Here is a 14,677-nt window from a genome sequence, read left to right as displayed (position 1 = left end):
TAGGGTTCCCAATCTGGCGCCGCGCGGGTCTCCTTGTCAAGAATGAACGTTCGTTTTATCCTTTTGATCATGGCTCGCGTATCCCAGGAACACCTCGACGCCCGCCGCCGCCAGATCCTCAACGGCGCCGCGCGCTGCTTCGCGCGCAACGGCTTCCACGCCACGTCGATGCAGGACGTGCTCCGCGAGGTCGACCTGTCCGCCGGAGCCGTCTACCGCTACTTCCGCGGCAAGGAACAGCTCATCGAGGCCATCGTCACCGAGGTGCTCGACGCGATCCGCGACACCTTCGAGTCGGCCGCGGCGCAGACCCCGCCGCCCCCGCCGGACGTCCTCGTCGGCCGGGTCATGACGGAGGTCCTCACCGAACGCTCCGGCCTGCCCTACGAGGGCGAGGAGAGCCTGCCCCGCCTCATGATCCAGGTGTGGACCGAGACCCTCCGCAACGACCGGCTCTCCGCCACCATGCGCCAGGGGTACTCCCGCGTCCACGAGGCGTGGGTCGGCGTCGTCGAGGCGTACCAGGCGTCCGGGCTCATGCGCGGCGACGTGCCCGCCGAACACGTCGCCCGCACACTGATCGCGGCGGCCCAGGGATTCGCTGCCCAGCAGGCCCTGTTCGGCGCGGCCCCGGTCTCCGTGCTCCAGGACGGCCTGCGCGGGCTGATGTCCATGGGGCGGCAAAAGGCTGGTTAACGCGCCGGAAAGACTTCTGCGAGAGATGGAAATAAATCCCTGTCACAGTCGTGCCCGCAGGTCAACAGCGTGTTGAAGCCGGATAGTGTCCCGCTGCGCCCGGGACGCCGCCGGGCGGGAACTGTGAGGTGGAGCCGTGCGACTGACCCCCCATGAGCAGGAGCGCCTGCTCCTCCACGTGGCCGCCGACGTGGCCGAGAGGCGCCGGGCCCGCGGCGTACGGCTCAACCACCCCGAGGCCGTCGCGCTGATCACCGCGCACGTCCTGGAGGGCGCCCGGGACGGCCGTACCGTCACCGAGTTGATGGCGTCCGGCCGGAAGGTGCTCAGCCGCGACGACGTCATGGACGGCATCGCCGAGATGATCCCCGACGTGCAGGTGGAGGCCACCTTCCCGGACGGCACCAAGCTCGTCACCGTCCACGACCCCATCGTCTGAGGGGCCGCCGTGATCCCCGGAGAGATCCTGTACGCGGACGGGCCCGTCGCCGTCAACGAGGGCCGACCCGTCACCCGCCTCACCGTGCTGAACGCCGCCGACCGCCCGGTCCAGGTGGGCTCCCACTACCACTTCGCCGAGGCCAACCCCGGACTCCGCTTCGACCGCGCCGCCGCGCACGGCCTGCGGCTCCACGTCCCCGCCGGCACCGCCGTCCGGTTCGAGCCGGGCGTACCGGTCGACGTGGACCTCGTCCCCCTCGCCGGCGCCCGGATCGTCCCCGGGCTGCGCGGCGCGACCGGAGGTGCCCTCGATGGCTGACCCCCGCCCCCGCCCCCTGCTCCTCGACCGCGCCGTCCACGCCGACCTCTACGGCCCCACCACCGGCGACCGCGTCCGCCTCGCCGACACCGACCTCCTCGTCGAGATCGAGGAGGACCGCTGCGGCGGCCCCGGCCGCGCCGGGGACGAGGCCGTCTTCGGCGGCGGCAAGGTCATCCGCGAGTCCATGGGGCAGTCCCGCGCCACCCGAGCCGAGGGCGCGCCCGACACGGTCATCACCGGCGCCGTGATCATCGACCACTGGGGCGTCGTCAAGGCCGACGTCGGCATCCGCGACGGGCGCGTCACCGGCATCGGCAAGGCCGGCAACCCCGACACCATGGACGGCGTCCACCCCGACCTGGTCATCGGCCCCGAGACGGAGATCATCGCCGGCAACGGCAGGATCCTCACCGCCGGAGCCGTCGACGCGCACGTCCACTTCATCTCGCCCACCCTGGTGCACCAGGCCCTCGCCTCCGGGATCACCACCCTCGTCGGCGGGGGCACCGGACCCGCCGAGGGCAGCAAGGCCACCACCGTCACCCCCGGCCCCTGGCACCTCGCCCGCATGTGGGAGGCCCTGGACGGCTTCCCCGTCAACATCGGCCTCCTCGGCAAGGGCAACACGCTCTCCCGCGAGGCGCTCCACTCCCAACTGCGTGGCGGAGCCCTCGGATTCAAGATCCACGAGGACTGGGGCGCCACCCCCGCCGCCATCGACGCCTGCCTGGAGGTGTGCGAGGAGACCGGCGCCCAACTGGCCATCCACACCGACACCCTCAACGAGGCCGGCTTCGTCGGCGACACCCTCGCCGCCATCGCCGGGCGCACGGTCCACGCGTACCACACCGAGGGCGCGGGCGGCGGCCACGCGCCGGACATCATCACCGTCGTGTCCGAGCCGTACGTCCTGCCCAGTTCCACCAACCCGACCCGCCCGCACACCGTCAACACCGTCGAGGAGCACCTCGACATGCTGATGGTCTGCCACCACCTCAACCCGGCCGTCCCCGAGGACCTGGCCTTCGCCGAGTCCCGCATCCGGCCGACCACCATCGCCGCCGAGGACGTCCTGCACGACCTCGGCGCCATCTCGATCATCTCGTCCGACTCCCAGGCCATGGGGCGCATCGGCGAGGTGATCACCCGCACCTGGCAGACCGCGCACGTCATGAAGCGGCGCCGCGGCGCCCTGCCCGGCGACGGCCGCGCCGACAACCACCGCGCCCGCCGCTACGTCGCCAAGTACACGATCAACCCGGCCGTCGCCCAGGGCATCGACCACGAGACCGGCTCCGTCGAGACGGGCAAGCTCGCCGACCTCGTCCTGTGGGAGCCGGCCTTCTTCGGCGTCAAGCCGCTGCTCGTCCTCAAGGGCGGCCAGATCGCCTACGCCCAGATGGGAGACGCCAACGCCTCCGTCCCCACCCCCCAGCCCGTCCTGCCCCGCCCCATGTTCGGCGCCCACGGCCGCGCGCCCGCCGCCAACTCCGTCAACTTCGTCGCGCCCGCCGCCCTGGAGGACGGACTGCCCGACCGGCTCGGCCTCGGCAAGCGGTTCGCCGCCATCACCAGCACCCGCGGCGTCACCAAGGCGGACATGCGCGAGAACGCCACCATGCCCCGCGTCGAGGTCGATCCCGACACCTTCACCGTCACCATCGACGGCGACCCGGTCGAACCCGCCCCCGCCGCGGAACTCCCCATGGCGCAACGCTACTTCCTCTTCTGACCGGGACGTACGCCATGAGCCGATCCGCACTCCTCGTCCTGGCCGACGGGCGGTTCCCCGCCGGCGGGCACGCCCACTCCGGCGGCGCCGAGGCCGCCGTCAAGGCCGGCCGCCTGCGCGACGCCGCCGACCTGGAGCACTTCTGCCGCGGCCGCCTGCACACCACCGGCCTCACCGCCGCCGGCCTCGCCGCCGCGGCCGCCCTCGGGCACGACACCGCCGCGCTGGACGCGGCGGCCGACGCCCGCACCCCGTCACCGGCCCTGCGCACGGCGGCGCGGCGGCTCGGACGGCAGTTTTTGCGCGCCGCGCGCGCCGCCTGGCCGTGCCCCGAACTCGACGCGCTGGCGCGCGACTTCCCCCGGGGCACCCACCAGCCCGTCGTCCTCGGCACCACCGCCCGCGCCGCCGGACTCGGGCCCGGCGACGCCGCGCACTGCGCCGCGTACGAGACGGTCAGCGGGCCGGTCACCGCCGCCGTGCGGCTGCTCGGCCTCGACCCGTTCCACGCCACCGCCGTCCTCGCCCGGCTCGCCGCGGACACCGACCGCGTGGCCGACCGCGCCACCGCGGCCGCCCAGCGCGTGCCCCTGGGCGGCACCGACGCGCTGCCCGCCGCGTCCGCGCCGCTGCTGGACATCACCGCGGAGCAGCACGCGGCCTGGCCCGTACGCCTCTTCGCCTCGTGACTCTGAACGGAGCCCCCAAGTGCACCTCGACCACACCCACGACGGCCCCGCCGCCGTCAGCGCCGACGCCCACCGCCGCGACGGCACCCGCCGCGCCCTGCGCATCGGGCTCGGCGGGCCCGTCGGCTCGGGCAAGACCGCGACCGTCGCCGCGCTCTGCCGCGAGTTGCGCGACCGGCTGTCGCTGGCGGTCGTCACCAACGACATCTACACCCGGGAGGACGCGGAGTTCCTGCTGCGCGAGGCGGTGTTGCCGCCCGAGCGGATCGCCGCCGTGGAGACCGGGGCCTGCCCGCACACCGCGATCCGCGACGACATCTCCGCCAACCTCGAAGCCGTCGAGGACCTGGAGGACGCCGTCGGCCCCCTGGACCTCATCCTGGTCGAGTCCGGCGGCGACAACCTCACCGCGACCTTCTCCAAAGGGCTCGTCGACGCGCAGGTCTTCGTCATCGACGTCGCGGGCGGCGACGACATCCCCCGCAAGGGCGGCCCCGGCGTCACCACCGCCGACCTCCTCGTGATCAACAAGACCGACCTCGCCCCCCACGTCGGCTCCGACCTCGACCGGATGGCCCGCGAGGCCAAGGCACAGCGCGGCCACCTGCCCGTCGCCTTCACCTCGCTGAAGGGGCAGGACGGCGTCGCCCCGGTCGCCGACTGGGTCCGGGAGCGGCTCGCCGCCTGGACGTCGGCCCCCGCCGCGTGAGCGTCCGCGCCACCGCGCGGATCGTCGCCGCGGCGGGCGGGGCGCTCCCCGTCCTGGAGAGCGAGGGCCCGCTCGCCGTGCGCCGCACCCGCGCCCGGCGGCCGGGTGCCGCGCGCGTCACCGTCGTCGGCGCCATGAGCGCCCCCCTCGGCGGTGACCGGCTGGCCCTGGAGGTCCGCGCCGGCGACGACGCCCGGCTCACCGTCGACGCGGCGGCGGCGACCGTGTCGCTGCCCGGTCCGAGCGGCGCCCCCGCCCACTACGACGTGCGCCTCGCCGTCGGCGAGCGGGCCCGGCTGGACTGGCTGCCCGAGCAGCTGATCGCCGCGAGGGGTTCGTCGCTGCGGACGCGCACGACGGTCGACCTCGCCGCGACCTCCCGCCTCGTCCTGCGCGAGGAGCAGGTGCTGGGCCGCACCGACGAGGAGCCGGGCACCCTCGTCACCCGCCTCACCGTGCGGCGGGCCGGGCGCCCCCTCCTCGACCAGGAGCTCGCCTGCGGCCCCGGCGCGCCCGCCGGCTGGGACGGCCCCGCCGTCCTGGCGGGCCACCGGGCGGTGGGGCAGCTCCTCGTCGTGGACGGGGCGTTCGAGACCGGACCGGTGGCGCCGCGGCAGCTGGACACGGCGGCCGTCCTCACCCCGCTGGCCGGCCCGGCCGCACTGGTCACGGCCCTGGCCCCGGACGCCCGCGCCCTGCGCCGCGTCCTCGACGACGCCCTCGCCGAGCTCACCGCCGGCGACGGCGGGTAGCGTCAGCCGTCCTGCCCCCGCGAGGGCTCGGGTCCGGCCGCGGCGGCCCCCGGCTCGACCGCCGACGCGCCCGCCCCGGCCGCCGTCGAACCCGCCCCGGCCGCCGTCGCCCCGGGACCGGCCTGCGCGGCGCCAGGGCCGGGGCGCCGGCGGCCGGCGAGGAGCCCCGCCGGCCGCTCCTGCGCCGCCGCCTTCACGTCCGCCGCGTAGTCGTCCACGTACTCCTGCCCCGACAGCTCCAGGATCCGGTACATGATCTCGTCCGTCACCGCGCGGACGACGGTCCTGTCGTTCTCCATGCCCGCGTACCGCGAGAAGTCCAGCGGCTCGCCGAAGCGGATCGTCACCCGCCGGATCCTCGGGACGACCTTGCCGGGCGGCTGGATCTCGAACGTGCCGACCATCGCGCAGGGCACGACCGGGACGCCCGCCTTCAGGGCCATGACCGCGACGCCCACCTTGCCCTTGTACAGCCGGCCGTCGTGCGAGCGGGTGCCCTCCGGGTAGATGCCCAGCAGCTCACCGCCGTCGAGCACCCCGAGGCCCTCCCGGATCGCCGCCTGCCCGGCCGCCTTGCCCGAACGGTCGACCGGGATCTGCCCGGCGCTGCGGAAGAACGCGGCGGTCAGCCGCCCCTTCAGACCCGGACCGGTGAAGTACTCCTGCTTCGCCAGGAAGGTGATGCGGCGCTTCAGCACCGCCGGCATCAGGAAGTGGTCCGAGAACGACAGGTGGTTGCCCGCCACGATGGCCGCACCCGTCTCCGGCACATGCTCCAGCCCCTCGGTCCTCGGGCGGAACAGCAGCCGCAGCAGCGGTCCCAGGAGCACGTACTTGAGCACGTAATAGAACACGGTCCTGCTCCCTACTGCGGCCACGACCGCGGCGGAAAGGTCTCCTCCTGTGCATCTTCCCGGGACGCCCGGTTCCTCTCATCCGTACGCGTACTCAATCGCCGACCGCACCACCCCGTTCGGCCCAGTGCCCGGCCGGCGCGTACGCCGGGGGGCCGCGGCGGATCTCCGCCGCGGCCCCCCGGGTCGCTCGCCTGCGTGGCTCCCCGCGCCGCTCGGGCGCGGGTCACGTCACCGGTGGGTGACGTCCGACGCCGCGTACCGGCAGAAGCTGCCGTCCGGGCCCTTGCCCAGCTGCTTCGGCTCCTTGCCGCTGCTGTTGCCCTGGTAGTGCGCGCACGGCTGGAGCTTGCGGCTCTTGTCACCGTGGATGCGGACGTTGCGCAGGGTGGCCGTGTCGCCGTAGTTGGAGTTGATGCCCACCAGCTGCTTGCCGGGGGCGGTCGCGTCCACGCCGTCGATCACGATGGTCCGCTTGTACTGCTTGGAGCAGTTGCCGCAGCTGCGCACCAGCTTGCCGAAGTCCGCGACCTGGAAGCCGGTGATCCGCAGGGTGCCGGCGCCATTGAACTGGAAGACCTTGTCGGACGCCTTCCGGGCGCCGCCGCCCTCCACCCGGTAGACCGCCGAGGCGGACTTGCCCTTGAAGGAGGCGGCGTCCTCGCCGACGTCCTCCCACCAGACGTTCTGCAGCGTGCAGCTGCCCAGGCAGTGGACGCCGTCACCGGCGGGGGCGCCGATCACGACGTTCTTGAGGATGGCGCCGTCCTTGAGGGTGAACAGCGGCTTCTGGTTCTCGTCCTGGCCGCCGTCGCCCAGCGCGCCGCTGCCGTGGAAGCGCTTCAGCTTGCCGTCGTACGTGCCGCCGAACTCGATCGTCTTCGTGACGGGCGCGTTCTCCTTCGGCGCGGGCCAGGAGGAGGCGGCGCCCGCGGGGCTCAGCAGACCCGTCCCGGCGAGCGCGGCGCCGGTCAGGCCGAGCGCGGCGGCCCCGCCGACGAGCGCGCGGCGGCGGGTGAGCGTGCGGCGGTGCCGGGCGCGCGGCTGTGTGGTCGAACTCATGTGATTCCTCTGCTGGGGGGTACGTGCACCCGGTGGTCGCCGCCGCCACCGGATGGGTTGCCGCCCCGCGGAGAGAATTTCGAGGAGATCCTTCCCCGGCCCCCGCTCAGCCGTCGCGGGTCGCGACCATCCCGAGCGTCACCAGCCCCAGCACGATCCAGGCGAACCACAGCCAGCCGCTGCTGCCCAGCGCGACCGTGTACGCCGTGATCACCACCAGGGCGCCCACGGTGATGGTCCCCATGGTCCTCGTCGCTGACATGGTGCCCTCCTCCCGGCCGCCGGCCTGCTGCCATGGTCACCCGGAAGGGGCCTCCCGCGCTACCGCCCGCGCGCCTGGAGCGAGGCGAGGTAGGCGTTGTACGCGACGAGCTCCTTGTCGCCGTCCCGGTCGGCGGCCCGGTCGGCGCGCTTCGCCACCCGCTGCTCGGAGCGGTACCACTGGTACAGCAGCGCGACGAGCACCACCACCGACGGGATCTCGCTGAACGCCCACGCGATGCCGCCGGCCGCGTTCTGGTCGGCCAGGGCGTCGATGCCGAGCGAGGCCGGCGGGTTCGCGTACGTGCCGACCATCGGCTCCGAGCCCATCATCAGCGCGATGCCGAAGAAGGCGTGGAAGGGCATGCCCGCGAAGAGCTCCAGCATCCGCATGACGTATCCGGGCCGGTGCGGGCCCGGGTCCACGCCCATGATCGGCCAGAAGAAGACCACGCCCACCGCCAGGAAGTGCACCATCATCGCGATGTGCCCGGCCGTGGACCCCATGAGGAAGTCGAAGACCGGCGTGAAGTACAGCGCGTACAGGCTCGCGATGAAGAGCGGGATGGTGAAGGCGGGGTGCGTGATCACCCGCATGTACCGGCTGTGCAGCAGCCAGAGCAGCAGCTCGCGCGGCCCCTTCCCGCGGCCGCGGCCCGCGACCGGCAGCGCCCGCAGGGCCAGCGTCACCGGGGCGCCGAGGAGCAGCAGGATCGGCGACAGCATGCTGATCACCATGTGCTGCACCATGTGCACGCTGAACATGACCATGCCGTAGTCGTTCAGCCCCGTGCACATCACCAGCGCCACGGAGAGCACACCGAGCGTGAAGAAGACGATACGGCCGACGGGCCAGGAGTCACCGCGCCGCCGCAGCCGCAGCACGCCCCAGCCGTACAGCGCCAGTGCCAGCACGCAGCCGACCAGGAAGAACGTGTCGGGCGAGTACGCGAGCCCCCGCTCCAGCGTGAACGGCGGCAGGTCCGACGTCATGCCGTGCCCGTGATCCATCCGGCGGCTCCTGGTTCGTGCTGGCTTGTCCGCTTGCGGCACCAGACTAGAACCGCCCCCGGCCGCGTCGGCGACCGGGGGCGGCTTCCCGGTGCGGCGGCGGCCCGGACCGGTCGGACCCGGCCGGGAGAGCGGCCCGCGGCGCCGGACCGTACGGGTCCCGCGACACCGGCCGGCCGGGTCAGAGGACGGTCTCGGCCTCGGCGTACCGCTCGGTGGGGACGGTCTTGAGGGTCTCGACGGCCTCCGCGAGCGGCACCATGACGATGTCCGTGCCGCGCAGCGCGGTCAGCATGCCGAACTCCCCGCGGTGCGCCGCCTCCACCGCGTGCCAGCCGAAGCGGGTCGCGAGGACGCGGTCGTACGCGGTGGGCGTGCCGCCGCGCTGGACGTGGCCGAGGATGACGGGGCGCGCCTCCTTGCCGAGGCGCCCCTCCAGCTCGATCGACAGCTGCCGCGCGATGCCGGCGAACCGCTCGTGGCCGTAGATGTCCTTGCCGCCCTCGTCGAAGTCCATGGAGCCGGCCCGCGGCTTGGCGCCCTCCGCGGCGACGACGATCGCGAACCGCTTGCCGGCCGCGAAGCGGGCGCCGACGCGGGCGGTCAGCTCGTCGATGTCGAACGGCCGCTCCGGGACGACGATGGCGTGCGCGCCGGCCGCCATGCCGGAGTGCAGCGCGATCCACCCGGTGTGCCGGCCCATCACCTCGACGATGAGGACGCGCTGGTGCGACTCCGCCGTCGTCTTCAGCCGGTCCAGCGCCTCCGTGGCCACGCCGACGGCCGTGTCGAAGCCGAAGGTGACGTCCGTCGAGGCGATGTCGTTGTCGATCGTCTTCGGCACGCCGACGATCGGCAGCCCCGCCTCGGAGAGCAGGTTCGCGGCCTTCAGGGTGCCCTCGCCGCCGATCGGGATGATCGCGTCGAGGCCGAGGTCGGCGACGTGCCCCCTCGCCCGCTCCACCCCGTCCACGAGGTGCGCCGGCTGGACCCGGGAGGAGCCGAGGATCGTGCCGCCCTGGGCGAGGATGCCGCCCACCGCGTCGAGGTCGAGCTTGCGGTAGTCGGCCTCCAGCAGGCCCCGCCACCCGTCGTGGAACCCGATGACCTCGTCGCCGTGGTCGACGACGGCGCGGTGCACGACGGAACGGATGACCGCGTTCAGACCGGGGCAGTCGCCGCCGGAGGTGAGCACGCCAATGCGCATAGCCCGAAATACCTTTGCAACGTGGGCCGACACCCGGACCACGTCGTCCGGCCTGGATCACCGCCACCCTACCGGCGAGGGGCAGGGCAGCCGAACCGGACGTCCGACCCGTGGACGGAGTTCGGAGGAACAGACGAAGACGGTGCGCGCGGGGGCGGCCGCCGCCCGCTCACGGGTCGGTCGGCCGCCCCCGGGGCGTCGCGGGCCGGCGGGTCAGGCCGGCTGGCTGGCCGCCGCGATCCGCTCGGCGCGCAGCGCCTCGTACCACCGGTCGTCGGTCGGCGGCAGCGCGTTCACGTCCAGGGCCAGCTTCAGCAGCAGATCGGCGATCTGCGGGTTGCGGGCCATGACCGGGCCGTGCATGTACGTACCGAAGACGGTGTCGTTGTACGCGCCCTCCGTGCCGTCGCCGGTGCCGTTGCCCTTGCCGAAGACGGTGCGCGCGAAGGGGCGCGCCGACGGGCCGAGGTGCGTGACGCCCTGGTGGTTCTCGAAGCCGGTCAGCTGCGGCAGGCCCAGGCGCGGGTCGATGTCGGCGAGCACGTCACCGACACAGCGCTCGCCCTCGCCGCGCGTGGAGACCACGTCGATCAGGCCGAGGCCCGGCTCCCGCTCGCCGAGGTCGTTGATGAACTCGTGGCCGAGGATCTGGTACCCGGCGCAGACCGAGAAGATGATCGCGCCGTTCTCGGCGGCGCGGCTCAGGCCGCCGTCGCGCCGCAGCCGCTCGGCGGCCAGCCGCTGCGGCCGGTCCTCGCCGCCGCCGATCAGGTAGATGTCGCCGGAGGTCGGCACCGGCTGGTCGCTGCGGACGTCCACGCGCTGCACGTCCAGGCCGCGCTGCCGGGCGCGGCGCTCGACGACGAGGGCGTTGCCCTGGTCGCCGTAGGTGCTGAGCAGGTCGGGGTAGACCCACACCAGACGCAGACTGCTGTCGCTCATGCTCTCTCGTCCTATCGGAGGTCGGGTCAGTTGCCGACGCGGCGGCGTACGTCCTGGAACGCGGTGTAGTTGGCGATCAGCTCGATCCGCCCGGGCGGGGCCAGCTGCACCGCCTCGTCGAGCGTCTCGCACACCCGGAAGTCCAGGCCCGCGACCTCCAGCCGCACGGCGAGGTCCAGCCGGCGGTCGCCGATCACGAAGAGCGGGTGGCCGGCGAGCCGGGTGTAGTCGACGTCCCACAGCCACGACGTGTCCGTGCCGTCCGCGCCGCGCGCGTTGACCGAGAGCACCACCGGCGTCGGCGGCCGGTCGATCAGGGAGAACGTCTCCAGCCACCCGGCGGGGTTCTTCGCCAGCAGCAGCCGCACGTCACGGCCCTCGAAGGACACGACGTCGTAGCGGCCGGCGACGGCCTGCACCTGGTACATGCGCTCCAGGGCGACCTGGGGCGGCACGCCGAACACGGCGGCCACCGCGGCCGAGCTGGCGGCGTTGGCCTTGTTGGCGCGGCCCGGCAGCTGCAGGTGGATCGGCCAGGCCGAGCCGTGCGGGTCGAGGACGTGGTCGCCGCTGAGCGCCCAGGTAGGGGCCGGGCGGCGGAAGCCGCACTCGCCGCAGAACCAGTCGTCGCCGGGGCGCTGCATCACACCGCCGCAGGCCGGGCACGACCAGGCGTCGTCCTTCCACTCCTGGCCGGCCGCCACCCACACCACGTTCGGGGAGGAGGAGGCGGCCCAGACGACGAGCGGGTCGTCGGCGTTGGCGACGACCACGGCCTTCGTGCCGGCCAGGCCCTCGCGCCACTTCTCCGCGAGCATGCGGGTCTCGGCGGCGCGGTCCAGCTGGTCGCGCGAGAGGTTGAGCAGCGCGATCACCTTCGGGGTGGTGTCACGGGCGACCCCGGCGAGGTACTTCTCGTCCACCTCGATGACGCCGTACTTCGCGTCCGATCCGCCGGCCAGGGCGGAGGTGATGCCCGCGGGCATGTTCGCGCCGAGCGCGTTGGAGACGACCGGGCCGCTGGCGCGCAGCGCCTCGGCGATGAGTCGCGTGGTGGTGGTCTTGCCGTTGGTCGCCGACACCAGGATGACGTCCAGGTGCTGCGCGAGCCGGCCCAGAAGGTCGGGGTCGAGCTTGAGCGCCACCCGGCCGCCGATCACCGATCCGCTGCCGCGTCCCGCCGCGCGAGACACCGCCGCCGCGGCCTTGCCCGCCGTCACGGCCAGCTTGGCGCGCGGCGACAGCGGCTCCGAGTTGCCTGCCATCGTCCTTGTTCCTCCTAGCGTGGGTCCGACCTCAGCCTATCGAGATCCGGTCGTGGTCCCGCACCCCGCTACCTGCCGGGAGGCTGGTGGCGGGCCGGAACGTACCCTGACGCCATGCGAAACCGGCCGATCCCCGGCAGTTCCGGCGCCGTGCGGGCGATGAGCCTGCTCGGCTCGCCCGTGCTGCACGCCCCCTGTGAGACCGTCACCGACTTCGGGCCCTCGCTCGTCCGTCTGGTGGAGGACCTGTTCGCCACGATGTACGCGGCGAACGGCGTCGGTCTGGCGGCGAACCAGGTCGGGGTGGCCTCGCGCGTCTTCGTCTACGACTGCCCGGACGACGAGGACGTCCGGCACCTCGGGCACGTCGTCAACCCCCGTCTGGTCGAGGCGGACGGCCTCGTCGTGCGCGGCCCCGAGGGCTGCCTGTCGCTGCCCGGTCTGGAGGCCGGGACCGAGCGGTTCGACCGGGCCGTCGTCGAGGGCGTCGACGTGCGCGGCGAGCCGGTGCGGGTCGAGGGCACGGGGTTCTTCGCCCGCTGCCTCCAGCACGAGTGCGACCACCTGGACGGGCTGGTCTACCCCGACCGCCTCGGCGGCTGGCGCCGCGCCCGGGTGCTGCGGGCGGCCCGCCGGGCCCCGTGGGGCGGAGCCCGCTGACCCTCCGCCACGGGCCGGGGCCGCGCGGCCGGGCCCGCGCGGGCGGGTCCCCTAGAAGCGCGGGCCGCCGGCGCGGTCCTCCGCCTCGGCGAGCCGCCCCCACAACAGGTCGGCCAGGGCCGACACCAGCGCGGCGCGGCCGCAGGGGCGCTCGCCGAGCCACCAGTCGCCGGCCGCGTACATCATGCCGACGATGCCGTGGCCCCACATCCGGGCCACGGCGTCGCCGTCCTCGCCCAGGTCGACGCGCTCGGCGATGACGTCGGCGAGCTCCTCGCCCATCCGCCGCAGCACCGGCGCCGAGTGGCGGCCGACGTCGAAGCCCTGTTCCTGCTGCGGGGCCGCGTCCTCGGAGGGGTGCATCAGGAAGCGGTACACCTGCGGTCGGGCCTCGATCGCGGCGAGGTACGTGTCGAGCGTCGCCTCGACGCGCTGGCGGCGCCCGGCGGGGGCGTCCAGCGCGGCCCGCAGCGCGCCGAGCAGGGCGTCGGTGTGGCGTTTGGCGAGGGCCCGGTACAGGCCGCCCTTGTCGCCGAAGTGGCGGTACAGGATCGGCTTGGTGATGCCGGCCTCGGCGGCGATGGCGTTCATGGACGCCTGCGGACCGTCGCGCAGGACCACCCGGTCGGCCGCCTCCAGCAGTTCGCGTCGCCGCTGTTCGGCCGACCGCTGCTGCTCGGTCCGGTGTGTGGTCTCCATAGCGTCTCTCCCCGCCCGTCGATGTTCCCAAGGCCAGCGCAACGTAACACCGCCCCGGCGGCCGCTGCCGGTTGACAGCTTCTACTTACCGGTAACAGACTGCGGTTACCGCTAGTAACAATGTACGCCGCAGGAGGACGCATGTCCGGGTTCACGCTCGAGCTCAACGACGACCAGAAGCAGGTCCGTGACTGGCTGCACGGGTTCGCCGCGGACGTGATCCGGCCGGCCGCCGCCGAGTGGGACGAGCGCGAGGAGACCCCCTGGCCGATCATCCAGGAAGCCGCCAAGGTCGGCATCTACTCCCTGGACTTCTACGCGCAGCAGTTCTTCGACCCCACCGGCCTCGGCATCCCGGTGGCGATGGAGGAGCTGTTCTGGGGCGACGCCGGCATCGCCCTGTCCATCGTCGGCACCGGCCTCGCCGCCGTCGGCGTCCTCACCAACGGCACCGAGGAGCAGATCGGGACCTGGATCCCGCAGATGTACGGCGACGCGAACGACGTGAAGGTCGCCGCCTTCTGCTCCTCCGAGCCCGACGCCGGCTCCGACGTCGCCGCCATGCGCACCCGCGCGGTGTACGACGCGGCCAAGGACGAATGGGTCCTCGACGGCACCAAGACCTGGGCCACCAACGGCGGCATCGCCGACGTCCACGTCGTCGTCGCCGTCGTCGACCCCGAGCTCGGCTCCAAGGGCCACGCCTCCTTCATCGTCCCGCCCGGCACCCCCGGCCTCGCGCAGGGGCAGAAGTTCAAGAAGCACGGCATCCGCGCCTCGCACACCGCCGAGGTCGTCCTGGACGGCGTCCGCGTCCCCGGCTCCTGCCTCCTCGGCGGCAAGGAGAAGCTGGACGAGCGCCTCGCCCGCGCCCGCGAGAAGGCCCGCAGGGGCGGGGGCGCGGAGCGGGTGAAGAACGCCGCCATGGCTACCTTCGAGGCGTCCCGCCCCGCCGTCGGCGCCATGGCCGTGGGCACCGCCCGCGCCGCCTACGAGGTCGCCCTCGACTACGCCACCACCCGCCACCAGTTCGGCCGGCCGATCATCGACAACCAGGGCGTGGCCTTCCAACTCGCCGACATGCGCACGCAGATCGACGCCGCCCGCCTCCTCGTGTGGCGCGCCTCCTGGATGGCCACCGCGGGCAAGCCCTTCACGGCCGCCGAGGGCTCCATGTCGAAGCTGTACGCCAGCGAGGTCGCCAAGAAGGTCACGGCCCAGGCGGTCCAGATCCTCGGCGGCAACGGCTACACCCGCGAGTACCCGGTCGAGCGCATGCACCGGGACGCCGGGATCTACACGATCTTCGAGGGCACGAGCGAGATCCAGCGCCTGGTCATCGCCCGCACCCTCTCCGGCGTGCCGATCCGCTGAC

Annotated in this window: 16 protein-coding genes and 1 pseudogene; 9 read left to right on the top strand and 8 right to left on the bottom strand. The window is 73.6% G+C overall.

Annotated elements, in window-relative coordinates:
• Positions 1 to 69 precede the first annotated feature (69 nt).
• The 7 genes from LPA54_RS18490 to LPA54_RS18460 all read left to right on the top strand — a co-directional run bounded on the left by LPA54_RS18490 (position 70) and on the right by LPA54_RS18460 (position 5,341).
• On the top strand, positions 70 to 696 hold the full coding sequence (locus tag LPA54_RS18490) for a TetR/AcrR family transcriptional regulator (RefSeq protein ID WP_228979106.1): 627 nt from the start codon (positions 70 to 72) through the stop codon (positions 694 to 696).
• A 136-nt stretch (positions 697 to 832) separates the two neighbouring features.
• Complete coding sequence (locus LPA54_RS18485) at positions 833 to 1,135, top strand: urease subunit gamma (protein WP_228979104.1); 303 nt, start codon at positions 833 to 835, stop codon at positions 1,133 to 1,135.
• A 9-nt stretch (positions 1,136 to 1,144) separates the two neighbouring features.
• Positions 1,145 to 1,456 (top strand): urease subunit beta, encoded by a 312-nt coding sequence (locus LPA54_RS18480; RefSeq protein WP_228979102.1) that lies wholly within the window; start codon positions 1,145 to 1,147, stop codon positions 1,454 to 1,456.
• Positions 1,449 to 3,191: an urease subunit alpha gene (locus LPA54_RS18475; RefSeq protein WP_228979094.1), complete on the top strand. Its 1,743-nt coding sequence runs from the start codon at positions 1,449 to 1,451 to the stop codon at positions 3,189 to 3,191. The genes LPA54_RS18480 and LPA54_RS18475 overlap by 8 nt, the downstream gene beginning before the upstream one ends.
• A 14-nt stretch (positions 3,192 to 3,205) precedes the next feature.
• Positions 3,206 to 3,880: an urease accessory protein UreF gene (locus LPA54_RS18470; RefSeq protein WP_228979093.1), complete on the top strand. Its 675-nt coding sequence runs from the start codon at positions 3,206 to 3,208 to the stop codon at positions 3,878 to 3,880.
• Between the two features lie 19 nt (positions 3,881 to 3,899).
• The gene (gene ureG, locus LPA54_RS18465) at positions 3,900 to 4,589 is read left to right on the top strand and encodes an urease accessory protein UreG (protein ID WP_228979090.1); all 690 of its coding nucleotides are present in this window, start codon (positions 3,900 to 3,902) and stop codon (positions 4,587 to 4,589) included.
• The gene (locus tag LPA54_RS18460) at positions 4,586 to 5,341 is read left to right on the top strand and encodes an urease accessory protein UreD (RefSeq protein WP_228979088.1); all 756 of its coding nucleotides are present in this window, start codon (positions 4,586 to 4,588) and stop codon (positions 5,339 to 5,341) included. The genes ureG and LPA54_RS18460 overlap by 4 nt, the downstream gene beginning before the upstream one ends.
• Before the next feature lie 176 nt (positions 5,342 to 5,517).
• Here LPA54_RS18460 and LPA54_RS18455 read toward each other — a convergent pair.
• The 7 genes and pseudogenes from LPA54_RS18455 to LPA54_RS18425 form a co-directional block, all read right to left on the bottom strand.
• Positions 5,518 to 6,195: pseudogene (locus LPA54_RS18455) on the bottom strand (lysophospholipid acyltransferase family protein); the annotation flags it as partial.
• 231 nt (positions 6,196 to 6,426) lie between these two features.
• On the bottom strand, positions 6,427 to 7,257 hold the full coding sequence (locus LPA54_RS18450; RefSeq protein ID WP_228979081.1) for a pectate lyase: 831 nt from the start codon (positions 7,255 to 7,257) through the stop codon (positions 6,427 to 6,429).
• A 106-nt stretch (positions 7,258 to 7,363) separates the two neighbouring features.
• Positions 7,364 to 7,519 carry a hypothetical protein gene (locus LPA54_RS18445; protein WP_228979080.1) on the bottom strand — a complete coding sequence of 52 codons (156 nt, stop codon included), beginning with the start codon at positions 7,517 to 7,519 and terminating at the stop codon, positions 7,364 to 7,366.
• Between the two features lie 59 nt (positions 7,520 to 7,578).
• Positions 7,579 to 8,529 (bottom strand): cytochrome c oxidase assembly protein, encoded by a 951-nt coding sequence (locus LPA54_RS18440; protein ID WP_228979078.1) that lies wholly within the window; start codon positions 8,527 to 8,529, stop codon positions 7,579 to 7,581.
• A 181-nt stretch (positions 8,530 to 8,710) separates the two neighbouring features.
• A complete protein-coding gene (locus tag LPA54_RS18435) occupies positions 8,711 to 9,736 on the bottom strand; it encodes a 6-phosphofructokinase (protein ID WP_228979076.1) in 1,026 nt (341 codons plus the stop codon).
• Positions 9,737 to 9,949: 213 nt separating this feature from the next.
• A complete protein-coding gene (locus tag LPA54_RS18430; RefSeq protein WP_228979074.1) occupies positions 9,950 to 10,678 on the bottom strand; it encodes a type 1 glutamine amidotransferase in 729 nt (242 codons plus the stop codon).
• A 26-nt stretch (positions 10,679 to 10,704) separates the two neighbouring features.
• Entirely contained in the window at positions 10,705 to 11,943 is a 1,239-nt protein-coding gene (locus tag LPA54_RS18425) for a Mur ligase family protein (RefSeq protein ID WP_228979072.1), read from the bottom strand.
• Between the two features lie 114 nt (positions 11,944 to 12,057).
• On the opposite strand from LPA54_RS18425, the gene def reads away from it, so the two are divergent.
• Positions 12,058 to 12,603 carry a peptide deformylase gene (def, locus tag LPA54_RS18420; protein ID WP_228979068.1) on the top strand — a complete coding sequence of 182 codons (546 nt, stop codon included), beginning with the start codon at positions 12,058 to 12,060 and terminating at the stop codon, positions 12,601 to 12,603.
• A gap of 51 nt (positions 12,604 to 12,654) precedes the next feature.
• Here the strand turns inward: def and LPA54_RS18415 are convergent, their stop codons facing one another.
• Positions 12,655 to 13,302, bottom strand: a complete 648-nt coding sequence (locus LPA54_RS18415) for a TetR family transcriptional regulator (RefSeq protein WP_228979066.1) — start codon at positions 13,300 to 13,302, stop codon at positions 12,655 to 12,657.
• Between the two features lie 141 nt (positions 13,303 to 13,443).
• On the opposite strand from LPA54_RS18415, the gene LPA54_RS18410 reads away from it, so the two are divergent.
• Complete coding sequence (locus LPA54_RS18410; RefSeq protein ID WP_228979064.1) at positions 13,444 to 14,676, top strand: acyl-CoA dehydrogenase family protein; 1,233 nt, start codon at positions 13,444 to 13,446, stop codon at positions 14,674 to 14,676.
• The last annotated feature ends 1 nt before the right edge of the window (position 14,677 follow it).

This window comes from Streptomyces sp. DH12 (assembly GCF_020873895.1).
In the GTDB taxonomy this organism is placed as follows: domain Bacteria; phylum Actinomycetota; class Actinomycetes; order Streptomycetales; family Streptomycetaceae; genus Streptomyces.
The sequence above is the reverse complement of the archived record's forward strand: the minus strand, read 5'-3'. Positions and strand labels throughout refer to the sequence as shown.

Bases quoted from the DNA above. Each gene is read 5' to 3' on its own strand.
- LPA54_RS18450 (WP_228979081.1), bottom strand. From the start codon at position 7,257: ATGAGTTCGACCACACAGCCGCGCGCCCGGCACCGCCGCACGCTCACC.
- LPA54_RS18430 (WP_228979074.1), bottom strand. From the start codon at position 10,678: ATGAGCGACAGCAGTCTGCGTCTGGTGTGGGTCTACCCCGACCTGCTC.
- LPA54_RS18425 (WP_228979072.1), bottom strand. From the start codon at position 11,943: ATGGCAGGCAACTCGGAGCCGCTGTCGCCGCGCGCCAAGCTGGCCGTG.
- LPA54_RS18475 (WP_228979094.1), top strand. From the start codon at position 1,449: ATGGCTGACCCCCGCCCCCGCCCCCTGCTCCTCGACCGCGCCGTCCAC.
- LPA54_RS18415 (WP_228979066.1), bottom strand. From the start codon at position 13,302: ATGGAGACCACACACCGGACCGAGCAGCAGCGGTCGGCCGAACAGCGG.
- LPA54_RS18410 (WP_228979064.1), top strand. From the start codon at position 13,444: ATGTCCGGGTTCACGCTCGAGCTCAACGACGACCAGAAGCAGGTCCGT.
- LPA54_RS18490 (WP_228979106.1), top strand. From the start codon at position 70: ATGGCTCGCGTATCCCAGGAACACCTCGACGCCCGCCGCCGCCAGATC.
- def (WP_228979068.1), top strand. From the start codon at position 12,058: ATGCGAAACCGGCCGATCCCCGGCAGTTCCGGCGCCGTGCGGGCGATG.
- LPA54_RS18435 (WP_228979076.1), bottom strand. From the start codon at position 9,736: ATGCGCATTGGCGTGCTCACCTCCGGCGGCGACTGCCCCGGTCTGAAC.
- LPA54_RS18445 (WP_228979080.1), bottom strand. From the start codon at position 7,519: ATGTCAGCGACGAGGACCATGGGGACCATCACCGTGGGCGCCCTGGTG.
- LPA54_RS18440 (WP_228979078.1), bottom strand. From the start codon at position 8,529: ATGGATCACGGGCACGGCATGACGTCGGACCTGCCGCCGTTCACGCTG.
- LPA54_RS18470 (WP_228979093.1), top strand. From the start codon at position 3,206: ATGAGCCGATCCGCACTCCTCGTCCTGGCCGACGGGCGGTTCCCCGCC.